This window comes from Rhodococcus sp. IEGM 1302 (genome assembly GCF_030056935.1).
GTDB lineage: Bacteria > Actinomycetota > Actinomycetes > Mycobacteriales > Mycobacteriaceae > Rhodococcus_F > Rhodococcus_F qingshengii.
Map to the genome: position 1 here is coordinate 50,548 of NZ_JASHKY010000011.1, position 11,706 is coordinate 62,253.

General features: G+C 63.2%; 12 protein-coding genes. 9 read left to right on the forward strand and 3 right to left on the reverse strand.

Annotated features, from left to right (window positions below; genetic code table 11):
• Positions 1 to 15: 15 nt before the first annotated feature.
• Entirely contained in the window at positions 16 to 783 is a 768-nt protein-coding gene (locus QM609_RS17065; RefSeq protein ID WP_050655271.1) for a TSUP family transporter, read from the reverse strand.
• Between the two features lie 38 nt (positions 784 to 821).
• Between QM609_RS17065 and QM609_RS17070 the strand changes: the two genes are divergently transcribed.
• Positions 822 to 1,985, forward strand: a complete 1,164-nt coding sequence (locus tag QM609_RS17070; protein ID WP_030536362.1) for a sensor histidine kinase — start codon at positions 822 to 824, stop codon at positions 1,983 to 1,985.
• Between the two features lie 57 nt (positions 1,986 to 2,042).
• The gene (locus QM609_RS17075; protein ID WP_050655270.1) at positions 2,043 to 2,702 is read left to right on the forward strand and encodes a response regulator; all 660 of its coding nucleotides are present in this window, start codon (positions 2,043 to 2,045) and stop codon (positions 2,700 to 2,702) included.
• 37 nt (positions 2,703 to 2,739) lie between these two features.
• On the opposite strand, the gene QM609_RS17080 is transcribed toward QM609_RS17075, so the two are convergent.
• Entirely contained in the window at positions 2,740 to 3,399 is a 660-nt protein-coding gene (locus tag QM609_RS17080) for a hypothetical protein (RefSeq protein ID WP_003944837.1), read from the reverse strand.
• A gap of 250 nt (positions 3,400 to 3,649) precedes the next feature.
• Between QM609_RS17080 and QM609_RS17085 the strand changes: the two genes are divergently transcribed.
• The 6 genes from QM609_RS17085 (at position 3,650) to QM609_RS17110 (ending at position 10,351) form a co-directional block, all read left to right on the forward strand.
• Complete coding sequence (locus tag QM609_RS17085) at positions 3,650 to 4,210, forward strand: FxsA family protein (RefSeq protein WP_003944915.1); 561 nt, start codon at positions 3,650 to 3,652, stop codon at positions 4,208 to 4,210.
• 12 nt (positions 4,211 to 4,222) lie between these two features.
• Entirely contained in the window at positions 4,223 to 5,857 is a 1,635-nt protein-coding gene (locus QM609_RS17090) for an amidohydrolase (RefSeq protein ID WP_050655269.1), read from the forward strand.
• 37 nt (positions 5,858 to 5,894) lie between these two features.
• The gene (gene lnt, locus QM609_RS17095; RefSeq protein WP_050655285.1) at positions 5,895 to 7,463 is read left to right on the forward strand and encodes an apolipoprotein N-acyltransferase; all 1,569 of its coding nucleotides are present in this window, start codon (positions 5,895 to 5,897) and stop codon (positions 7,461 to 7,463) included.
• A gap of 92 nt (positions 7,464 to 7,555) precedes the next feature.
• Positions 7,556 to 8,386: a hypothetical protein gene (locus QM609_RS17100; RefSeq protein ID WP_047270554.1), complete on the forward strand. Its 831-nt coding sequence runs from the start codon at positions 7,556 to 7,558 to the stop codon at positions 8,384 to 8,386.
• Positions 8,387 to 8,522: 136 nt separating this feature from the next.
• Positions 8,523 to 9,176 carry a hypothetical protein gene (locus QM609_RS17105; RefSeq protein WP_228232700.1) on the forward strand — a complete coding sequence of 218 codons (654 nt, stop codon included), beginning with the start codon at positions 8,523 to 8,525 and terminating at the stop codon, positions 9,174 to 9,176.
• A complete protein-coding gene (locus tag QM609_RS17110) occupies positions 9,173 to 10,351 on the forward strand; it encodes a PrsW family intramembrane metalloprotease (protein WP_050655268.1) in 1,179 nt (392 codons plus the stop codon). Before QM609_RS17105 ends, QM609_RS17110 begins: the two co-directional genes overlap by 4 nt.
• 429 nt (positions 10,352 to 10,780) lie before the next feature.
• Here the strand turns inward: QM609_RS17110 and QM609_RS17115 are convergent, their stop codons facing one another.
• Positions 10,781 to 11,119 (reverse strand): RNA polymerase-binding protein RbpA, encoded by a 339-nt coding sequence (locus tag QM609_RS17115; RefSeq protein ID WP_003944971.1) that lies wholly within the window; start codon positions 11,117 to 11,119, stop codon positions 10,781 to 10,783.
• Between the two features lie 189 nt (positions 11,120 to 11,308).
• Between QM609_RS17115 and QM609_RS17120 the strand changes: the two genes are divergently transcribed.
• Positions 11,309 to 11,665 carry a hypothetical protein gene (locus QM609_RS17120; protein ID WP_050655267.1) on the forward strand — a complete coding sequence of 119 codons (357 nt, stop codon included), beginning with the start codon at positions 11,309 to 11,311 and terminating at the stop codon, positions 11,663 to 11,665.
• Positions 11,666 to 11,706: the final 41 nt, after the last annotated feature.

Below are 11,706 nucleotides of genomic sequence, written 5' to 3' on the forward strand. Positions count from 1 at the left end.
CGACGACCGACGATCTCAGCCGAACTGCTGCCATCCGAGGCGAATCACCATGGCGATCACGACAACCAACAGCGTGATCCGCACGAACCCGGAACCCTTGCTCAGCGCCATCTGCGAACCGATCACCGCGCCGAGAACGTTGCACACCGCCATCGCCAAACCCAAACTCCACCAGACATGCCCGGTGACGGCGAAGTAGGTGAGCGCGCCGAAATTGGAACCGAGATTGATCACCTTCGCCATGGCCGCGCTTCGAACGAATTCGGTTCCGAGGAAGGTCGCGAAGCTGATGATGAGGAAGGTGCCGGTGCCGGGTCCGAGCAGACCGTCGTAGAGGCCGATGAGTCCGGCGGAGAGCAGCAGGACGAGGACGGTCTTGCGCTGCGTCGGACGATGAGTGGCGATCGTCGTGCCCAGCGTCGGACGCATGGTCACGAAGACGGCGACGGCGACGAGGACGACCATCACGATCGGAATGAAGTACTTCTTGTCGATCAGCGAAACGGCCGCCGCCCCGCACGCGGCCGTCACCGCAGCCAACGCGGCTGCCGGCGCCATCTGCCGCCATTCCATCGGGATTCGGCGGGAGAACGTGTACACCGCAGCACTCGTCCCGGTGAATGCCGTCAATTTATTGGTGGCCAGTGCCGCCTGTGGGGTCAATTGGGGTGCGACCAGAAAGAGCGCCGGCAACAGAATCAATCCACCGCCGCCGACCACGGCGTCGACCCAACCCGCCGCCGTCGCTGCCGTCATCAGCAGTCCCCAATCAGCAATATCCACGGCGGTGACTCTTTCACAGCTGTGACACTCTTGAGCACATGCGGAGGTTCAGCCTGTGGCTGCGAGGAAAGCCGATGATCGCGGACAGCGCGCTGGCGCTCGTGTTCTTCGCGCTCGAGGTAGTCACGTTCGTCAGTTCGCCGCGTGAGGAGCGGTGGCCTCAGCTCGTCGTCGGATTTCTGATCTGCCTTCCCGTCGTGTGGCGTCGCAAATATCCGCGTGTGTCCGCTGCGTCCATTTTGTCGATGTCGTACTTCGCAACCTTGATGATGTGGGCGACCGGGGATCCGGCTGCGGAACATCCAGGCCTGTTGGCGCTCGGGGTCTCGCTCTACACACTCGTTGCGTATGTCGATCGACGCACCGGGGCGATTTTCGCGTGCTTCCTTGCCCTGGACATGACACTCTCGTTGCTCGTCATCCGCGAAGACGTGATCCTCACGATCATCATCGCGACCCTGCTCTATGCACTGGCCTGGATCACCGCCGAGTTCTTGAGCGCCCGCCGCGCCTACGACGAGGAAGTGGCCGCCAGACTCGAAGTGGCCGAATACGAACGGGATCGGCGTGCCGAGGATGCGGTGGCCACGGAAAGAACCCGAATCGCCCGCGAACTCCACGATGTCGTCGCCCACGCGGTCAGCGTGATGATCGTCCAGGCGGACGGCGCGTCGTATGCGGTCGATTCCAATCCCGCGTTGGCCAAGAAGGCGCTCGGCAACATCTCCAGCACCGGACGCGACGCCCTTGCCGAGCTTCGCCGTACCGTCTCGCTGCTGCGCACCGAGGTCAGTAGTGATGCGATGCCGCAACACGGAACTGCCGGCATCGCCAAGGTCGTCGAGATGATGCGGGCCGCTGGTCTCGGCGTGCGCCTCGAGCTGACCGGCGAGCTCGACGACGTCAGTCCTTCAGTCAGCCTGGGAATTCATCGCCTCGTTCAGGAATCACTGACCAATGTCCTCCGCCACGCCGGCGCAAACCCGAAGGCACGAGTCACCGTGCGCCGCACCGACACCGCGGTACTACTCGAGGTCGTCGACAACGGAACGTCGAGTTCGACCTTCTCCCACGGTTCGGGGAATGGACTGGTCGGAATGCGTGAGCGGGTGGCGGTACTGCACGGGACGCTCGAGACCGGACGACGCCCCGACGGCAGTTGGCGTGTGTACGCAGAGCTGCCGCTCGAGATCCACGATTGATACCGGCTCGCCGCAATCGCATTGGCACCGACGTCTCAGGCCCGATAGGTTTACGCCGTGCCCATCACCGTGCTGCTAGTCGACGACCAGGAACTCATGCGGATGGGCCTGAACATGGTGCTCGAAGCACATGAAGACATCTCGGTTATCGGTGAGGCCGGCGACGGGGCCGCGGCGGTCGCAGCGGCGGTGGCGCTGAAGCCTGACGTCGTGTTGATGGATGTGCGGATGCCGATTGTCGACGGGGTGAAAGCGACCGAGCAGATTCTTGCCTCCGGGATCGAATCCAGGGTCCTGGTGATGACGACCTTCGACCTGGACGAACACGCTCTCGGTGCCTTGCGCGCCGGAGCCAGCGGCTTCCTTCTCAAGGACACCCCGCCCGAGGATCTCGTGTCGGCAATCCGCAGCGTGGCAGCCGGTGACGCGGTTGTTTCCCCGAAGGTGACACGTCGTCTGCTGTCGAGGTTCATCGTGGACGGTCCGGCGCCCCGGCGCGATCCGGTAGTTCTCGACATCCTGACCGAACGCGAACGCGAAGTCCTCGGACACGTGGCCACGGGGCTGTCGAACATCGAGATCGCACAGCAGCTGTACCTGTCCGAATCGACGATCAAGTCGCACGTCGGACGCATTCTGACCAAACTCGATCTGCGTGATCGTGTGCAGGCTGTGGTGCTGGCCTACGAGACCGGACTGGTGACTCCGGGCGCGTAGGCCAGCCGCCTGTCAGGCAGCGAGCGTTTCGCTCTGCTCAAGCATCAAAAGCGCCCACTGTTGGCAGCACGATGCAGGTCTTCCCGTCTGCGTAATCGACATTGCCGAACAGAGCGGCAAACACCTTGCCGTCACCGGTGTCGACGACCTTCGAGAGCAACGGCGTATCGAGTACGGGCAACTTCTCGTCCAACGGGACGATGCCGCCCTTGAACGTGCCGACGTTGATCCAGGCAACACTCAACCCGGAGGTCTTGGGTATGCCGACGTAACCCGGGATTGCCTGGAACCGGAGATGGTCGGCCTCGACCCACGGCGGCAACGGGAAGTTCGGACCGGCCTGTGCGGAGCTGAGGGTGACGGTGACGGGTTCACCGGCCACGCCACACCCGACCGTCGGTGCGGGGTACATGAACGACTGCGGCTTGGTGACGCCGATGTCCGGGAGATCGAGGGCGGTCGTGATCTGATCAGCGCCTGCCGTGCCGATCAACTGCTGAACAGCAGCAGAGGCTTCGGGGGAGATGGCTGCGGCCTGCGCGATCAGCGCGGCAATTCCTTCGGGTACCACCGGTTCTGCGGCCGCGGTTCCCGCGCTGATCATCGCGCTGCCGGCGGTGAGTGCCACGACTGCGGCAGTGCCGGCGATGGCAGCGGGAATGCGTCGGGCGAGTGTCTTGCCGGGGAGTCGGCTCATGTCGGGCTCCTTCATTTCATGAGGCCGGGAAATGCGGCCCGAAGTGACTTGACCATGCGCAGAGTCTCAACGTCAACTTAAGGTTTAGAATCGTTAGCGGAGCGTTAGTTAACGCCAGGCAAGTCGCACGTGCGTGAGAGAAGGCCCGTGTGACTCACGGCACCCACCTGTTTTGCACCTCTGCGTCGTTGTCGGGAGAAAAACCGGCCCCTCGAGCGTTGAACGAATAGACCGTCTGAAAGGGGACGTCATGATCGCCGCCGTATTTCTCCTCTACGTGATCGTCGAGATCGCAGCCTTGGTCATCGTGGGCAACGCCATCGGTGTCGCCTGGACAGTGCTGCTGTTTCTCGCCGGATCGCTTGTCGGATTGATCCTCATGCGCTCGCAGTGGCGACGGGTCATGGACGGGTTCCGTAAGGCCACGCGGGGTGAGGGATCGCCGTCACTGGCGGTCGCCGACGGCGCCCTGGTCGCGGCGGGCTCCGCGTTGATGTTCGTACCCGGACTCGTGACTTCGGTTCTGGGCCTGCTGCTTCTGATTCCGCCGACCCGCTGGGCGCTGCGCCCGCTTGCAGTGCTCCTGGCAGGTAAGCGCGCAGCAGCATTTGCCGCCGGTGGTGACGCCTTCGCCGGAACCGTCGGCTACGCGGCGCGGATGCGCGGAAACGGCGAGGTGATCGACGGCGAGATCATCGTCGAGACACCCGAAACCACCGAGTACGTCGCCAGCAACGGCAAGGAACTCGTCCTCGAGGGTGAGATTCTGGACACGGATACACCCACCCGTTCGCGGGGGCCGCAGTACTAACAGGCAGACTGGGTGCTCGTGACTACTCGTCTGCTGGTCAACGGCCGGATCTACAGTTCATTTGCACCTGATGCGACCTCGATCGCCATCACCGACGGCACCGTCGTGTGGGTCGGCGACGAGCGCGCCGGACGGGCGTTGCACCCCGCCGCGGAGATCGAAGACCTGGGTGGTGCGTTTGTCACTCCCGGGTTCGTCGACACCCACGTCCACATCACCGCACTGGGACTCAATCTCGTCGGCCTCGATCTCGTGGGCGCGAACTCTCTGGACGAATGTCTCTCGCGAGTACGAACATTCGCAGCCGCGAACCCCGAAACTGCCCATCCCGACGCAGTCATCTGGGGACACGGTTGGGACGACACCGAGTGGGCCGAGCAGACCCCGCCGTCGACCGCAGATCTCGACGCGGCCGCCCCTGGCCGCAAGGTGTATCTCTCGCGGATCGACGTTCACTCGGCCGCGTGCTCGAGCGCATTGCGCGACGGGATCTCCGGCCTCGCCGACACCGCTGGATACTCAGCCGAAGGCCCGTTGACGTTCGACGCACACCACCTGGCGCGCAATGCCGCTCGGAATCTGCTGACGGAAACTCAGCGCGCGTCTGCTCGTACCGCTGCGCTCGATCTCTGCGCCTCACGCGGAATCGTGGCCGTTCACGAGTGCGGGGGACCGGACATCTCGGGATTGACCGATTTCCAGGAACTGTTGGCCCACGATCACGGCGTGGAGGTTCGGGGCTACTGGGGTGAGCGTGTCGACAGCGAAGAGGATGCTCGCGCGCTCCTCGACAAAACCGGAGCAGACGGACTCGGCGGGGATCTCTTCATCGACGGCTCGCTCGGTTCGCATACCGCGTGGTTGCTCGAACCCTATGCAGACCAACCTGATTCGACGGGCAATGCCTACCTCGACGTCGACGCGATCGCCGCACACATCCGGGCCTGTACCCTCGCGGGCGTCCAGGCCGGGTTCCATGCCATCGGTGACGGCGCCGTCTCGTCGGCAGCTGCCGCGTTCCGCAGGGTCGCCGACGAACTGGGTGGCCCCAAGGTCGCCGCGTTGGGTCACCGCCTCGAGCACGCGGAAATGATGTCTATGGCCGACGCGGAAACCTTTGCCGCCTTGGGTGTCATCGCTAGCGTCCAACCGGTGTTCGACGCACTGTGGGGTGGCACCGACGGTCTGTACGCCACGCGCCTGGGAGTAGAGCGCGCAGCAGCGTTGAATCCGTTTGCACCTGCTGCCGGTAAGGGTGTCTCGCTCGCATTCAGCTCCGACGCCCCGGTCACCCCCATCGAGCCGTGGGCGATGCTGCGCGCCGCTGTCCAGCACCGCACCGACGGAAGTGGAATCTCGCCGCGTGCGGCCTTCTCCGCGGCAACTCGCGGCGCCTGGCGCGCGGGCGGAGTGCGGGACGGCGCCGCGGGAACCCTCAATCCGGGCGCACCGGCCTCCTACGTGTTGTGGGAGGCAGGCGAACTCGAAGTGAGCGCACCCGCCGACTCGGTTCAGCGATGGTCTACCGATCCGCGCTCGCGCGTACCCGCTCTGCCGAGGCTGGCGGAAGATGCGCCGATTCCGGTCTGCATCAAGTCGGTGCATCGCGGATGCGTCGTCTATCAGCGCGGCTCGTCGAGTGAGTGAGGCCGGCGCAGAGGCGTCTGTCGGTGATCGCTCCCGTGTGAGCGCTGTGCTCACCGGTTCCGCATGGCTACGTTCGCTGTACGCGGCCGCAGGTGGATTCCTGATCTTCGCAGGGTTCCCACCCCGCCCGCTGTGGTTCTTGGCGCCCGTCGGGATCGCTCTTCTGACGTGTGTGTTGACGAACTTCGGGCGCGGCGGACTGCGCCTTCGTGCTGGCTTCGGTTACGGATACTTGGCCGGTCTCGGATTTCTGGTGCCGTTGCTTCCGTGGATCGGTGTGTTCGTAGGTGCGGTCCCGTGGATCGCGTTGGCCGCGGTGGAGTCGTTGTTCATCGGACTGTTCGGGCTGCTTGCGGTTCTGGTGGCGAGGTTGCCATGGGCACCCTTGTGGATTGCTGCGACCTGGACGCTCACCGAGTGGCTTCGTTCCAGCGTTCCTTTCGGCGGATTTCCTTGGGGCAGGCTCGCATTCGGTCAATCCGAAGGGTGGCTCCTCCCTCTTGCGAGTGTCGGCGGTGCGCCGCTGCTCAGCTTCGCGGTGGCCCTGACCGGTACCGGCTTGGCAGCAGTTGCAGTCGCTGTCGCGGCCAAACGATGGGACCGAGGATTCTTCGGAGCTGTTGCCGCTGCCCTCGTGCCCGTGATCATTGCTCTCGCGGTGTCGCCGTTCTTGTCCACCATGGATTCCGGTGATCGAACGATCACCGTCGCCGCCATTCAGGGAAGCGTTCCGAGGTTGGGCTTGGACTTCAACTCGCAACGCAAGCAGGTCCTCGACAACCATGTCGCCGAAACCGTGAAACTTGCTGCCGAGGTGGACGCGGGCCGCGTCGATCAGCCTGACGTCGTGATCTGGCCGGAGAACGCCTCGGACATCGACCCCCTGCGAAACGCCGATGCCGCTGCCGACATCACCCGGGCCTCCGAAGCGATCGGAGCGCCGATTCTTGTCGGCACCGTACTCGTGAACGCCGATCGTACGACCACCAATTCGGTGATCGTGTGGGACGGCGCCAACGGTCCTCAGGAACAGCACGACAAGAAGATCATTCAGCCGTTCGGCGAATACCTGCCCTACCGAAGCTTCTTCCGGAACTTCTCCTCGTACGCCGATCGCGCGGGCAATTTCGTTCCCGGCGAGGGCAACGGCGTTGTCCATGCAGCGGGGGTACCCATCGGTGTCGCGACTTGTTACGAGGTGGCGTTCGACCGGGCGTTCCAGGAATCTGTGCGCAACGGTGCACAGTTGCTGGCGGTACCGACCAACAACGCCACTTTCGGGGACACCGAGATGACCTATCAGCAGCTGGCAATGTCGCGTGTGCGGGCAGTCGAGCACGGCCGCGCCGTCGTTGTCGCCGCAACCAGTGGTGTCAGCGCCATCATCGCTCCCGACGGTGCGGTGACTTCGCAAACCGACCTGTTCGTGCCGGCGACCCTGGTGGCGAAGGTGCCGCTCTCGACCAGCTCCACCCTTGCCAGCCGAGTAGGTCCGGTGCCGGAGATCGTGCTCAGCATCATCGCGGTCGGCGCGATTGCCATGGCAGTGCTGGCCCGGCGCCGAGATCAGGCTGAGCACTCACCCGAGGAGACTGCGGCAATCTGAGCCGAGCATCGGATATTAGGGCTGCCGATGTTCCGAGGAGCGCCTACGCGGGTACTCGCTGTGCCACCCGTTCCTGCGTAAGGCGGCTTCTTGTGACCGAGCCTGAGAAAACCGAGCCAGACAAGTCCGAGCCCCGGGATGCAGTTCACAAAACCAGTGTCGTCGACGCGGTTCTGCAGTCACCGCTCGCCGGCCTGTCACCGTGGATCTTGCTGTCTTTGCTCTCCGGGCCGGGAAGGTTCGAGGAATCCGCGGCCGCAGCCCTCGGGTTGTCGCTGCTGATCTTGGCGGCCAGTCACCGGCGCGGCGGCACCGTGAAGCTGTTGGAGGTCTTCGACGTCGTGTTCTTCGGCGTTCTGGCGGCCATCGGCCTCCTCGCGTCGGCGAACACGATTCGGTGGTTCGAACTCTGGGGAGGCGAACTGACCAACATCGCGCTGGTGGTCTTTGCCTTCGGATCGATCCTGCTCCGCAATCCTTTCACTTTGCAGTACGCGAAAGAGTCGACGCCTGAAGAGTATTGGACGACGCCACTGTTTCTGCGCATCAACTACGTCATCACCGCAGTGTGGGCGCTCGCCTTCACCTGGTCGGCCGTAGTGGGCCTGTTCGGAGACGCACTGCTGCACGACGGTGACAACTTCTGGACCGGATGGATTCTGCAGTTGCTCGGAACCTTCTTCGCGATCTCCTTCACCGAGTGGTACCCCGAGTATGCGCCGAACAAGGCCGCTCAGGCTCAGGGCCTCGAAACCGAACCACCGCAGTCGATTTTCAGGCTGTTCGACTTTTTGCCGGTGTTCGTAGCCGTGACCGGCATCGCGGGGTTGGTGACCGACTCCGTTTCCGTGACCGCAGGCGTCACGTTGATTCTGGTCGGCGTGTTCGGACATCTGGCGATGCGAAGATTCACAGTCGACTAGGAGCTCTCGGTGATCTCGCGCCTACGGGAACTTGGTGCACGATCGTCTCGATGACCGGCAGGTGCCGGCTGATGCACGGAATTTGTCCGTTTCTGCGATAGTCAGTGCACCTGCTGTGCAATGGAAACGAGGGAAATTGAGCGTTATTTCGAGTACTGCACACAAGCACGAGCCCCTACACGGAAGACGTCCACCAGCGGATCACCGCTTCCTCGGATTCGACACACGAGTCTTCCCACACGCCCTCGCGATCTTGGCGGTGTGGATGCTCTGGACCGTGATCGTGCCCGCCATCGATTCCGCTGTCTCCTCCGAAGATCCAACCGGCGCCGGAGACCGGATGGCCGTGACCGAAACGGTCTCCTTCGCCGTACCTGCGGGCTGGAATGTCGACAGTGGTTTCCGAACCGACCAACATGGCGCGTCCGATTCGCTCCCACGTGTGACGTTGACCGATGGCACCGTCACCGTGAGCGTCGACGCCGACACATTCAGTGGAACTGCCGACGAACTCCTCTCCCAAACAGATGCCGTGAGTCTTGCGACGAACGGCAGTTCCGTGCTTGCGGTCTCCGGTGCGCGCCAGCCGATCAGCACCGCCGGGGGTCTGAGCGGCGTCCAGGTCAGCTTTGACACTCCGCGGTCCGCCGGATCGGTGACCACATTCGTCGTCGACGGCAAGGGAATTCGGGTACAGGTAGTCGGCCCACCCGATCAGATCGCCGCCCGCAGTCGAGAAATCACCGACATGATCGCCTCTATCGGCACACACGAGGGAGACACCAAGTGAGCACCGATCTCCTCGAAACCCGCTCCCGCGCATTCGATACGACGGCCTGGGGCGAGAAATTTCACTTCTTCCAGCCACGCAACGTCGTGTTCTGGATATACCTGTGGATGTGCGGATTCGGCCTCGTCAAAGGCTGGCAGATGTTTGCTCCCTTCGCCGGATACTTCGGGCGCGCACTCCTCGTTGCCGGCATCGTCGGCGTCATCAGCGCCACGGTCTGGACATGGTGGTTCCGGCACATCGACCGCTACGAACGCCAACCCGTAGGACTAGTGGTCACCGGCTTCATCTGGGGCGCCACCGCAGCAACGTTCACTATCGCAGTACCCGCGAACGGAGCAGTCGGTTCGCTCTACTCGAAGATTTTCGGGCAGGTATGGGCTCAGGACTGGCATGCGGGCCTCTCTGCACCCTTCGTGGAGGAAACCGCCAAAGGCATCGGCATCGTAGTCCTCCTCGCGCTTGCACCACGCCTGGTGCGCACCGCAACCGACGGCCTGCTCCTCGGTGCTTTCATCGGCTTGGGATTTCAGACCAGCGAAGACTTTCTGTACTCGATTGCCGGCGCAACACAGGGCTTCGGCGCCCACCAAACCGACGGCCTGCTCGGTTCCATCGCCACCCGCACCTACTCCGACATCGTCTCTCATCCCCTCTTCACCGCCCTTTTCTGCGCCGGCGTGATCTATCTGATCGGCACCCCGGCCCAGCCCCGGCGGATCGGACGCGGATTGGCGTTGATCGTGGCACCCATCCTGATCCACGGCGTGTGGGATTCCATGCTCGCGATCGCCGGCGGCAGCAGTTCGCTCGTGTTCGTCATCATGATCGGCGACATCGTCTTCGCGTTCACTGCCTTGTGGATCGCGTTCGTCTGGGCGCACCCACGTGAATCCCACTTCGTCCGTGACATTCTCGCCCCGGAAATCGAGTCCGGCGTCCTGACCGACGCCGAGGTGACCGCCGCCGGCGGATGGCGACAACAACGCACTTACGCGAAAGCCGCACCCACTCGCACCGAACGTCGCCAACGACGACATATCGTTCGTGCCGCGCTGGATCTGTGCAGCGACCTAGCTGTCAGCAAGGGCGACGACAGCCCCCAGGTCGTCGAATCACGCAACGAAATCACCCGCCTCCGCCAAGGAACCGCGGCACAGAGCATCACTCGGTGACCGGGAAGTAGCGGAAGAACCGTTCAGCACCGCAAAACATTCACCCACACCCCAGTCGGCCGGGTTGCTTGCCATCGTCACTTGGCAAGCAACCCGGCCGAGTGACTGGGCTACCAGTTCACTCCGTATCGAAGTTTGGTGTACCGAAGTTTGGTGTGTCGCGGGGTGGGGGATACAGCTCACACTGGTGCACGAAGCAGCGCCGATGGTTCTCCAGCGCAAGTCCAGGATTTGCGCACTGTCGGCCCGCGAGTGCGCCTGGATGCTGAATGACGTTGCCCTGAAGTGTCTTTGAGGACCGCGAAGCATCCTGAAGTTGCCACGTCGAAGAAGGGCCGAAGTATGACGTCGACTTGTGAACGATCACTCCCCGAAGAACGAGAAAGACCGCCCGGTGTAGAACCGGACGGTCTTGATCGAAGTGCTAGTTCATGCGCCGCGACGCTTGGCCTTCAGCAAATCGAGACGCTCTTTGAGGAGCTCTTCGAGTTCCTCGACCGAACGACGCTCGAGCAGCATGTCCCAGTGGGTGCGGGGAGGCTTGACCTTCTTGGCTTCGGGAGCAGTCCCCTCCATGAGGGTGCCTTCGAGGCCGTTTCGGCACAACCAGGTGCCGGGGATCTCGGCTTCGTCCGCGAACGGGATGTCGAAGATCTCGCCGTTCTCGCACTTGTACTTGGCCATACGACGGGGCGCGAGGTCATGGTCACGGTCGGTCTCGTAGCTCACAGCTCCGAGTCGGCTACCTCGAAGTACGCGATCTGCCATGGTGGTGTCCTCTCTTCGTTCGTCACCGCTGGTGGGCGCCCTGACTTGGGGAGTAGACGCTCACACTCATCTACAACGCCACGAGCACCCGATTGGTTCCCGTGTGGCGAGAAGACGCAACCTCTCCATCTTACCGGGTACCGTGCGCGTTCATCGAAGGCGTCCGAATCTCGAGTACAGTGTCGATTCATGGCTGAGAGCACACGCGTCGGATCACCGCAGTCTGCGCGTTCGGGAAACCCGTGTGTGTGGTGTGGTCGAGAGGTCGCGGTGACCGGTGTCGGTCGTCGACGCCGGTACTGCAGCCAGTCTTGTCGACAGCGTGCGTACGAGCAGCGCAATGCCGTCAAGGGCACGTCGATCCCGGCTGACGCCGTCATCTTGACCGCAGTCGAAGCGGTCGAACTCGTGGATCGGATGTTCGAGGTCCGATGCGCTGCCGAAGATGTGGCGACAGCAATTGCCGAGGGCGCAGAGAGTTCAGAGCTCACACAGTTGTGTGAACGGTTGACCGAACTTGCCCGCGAAGCCGAACGTTTCCGGTAGAGCAGGTGTGGGCAACCGGTTTCTAGCCTTGCGTCGAGCAC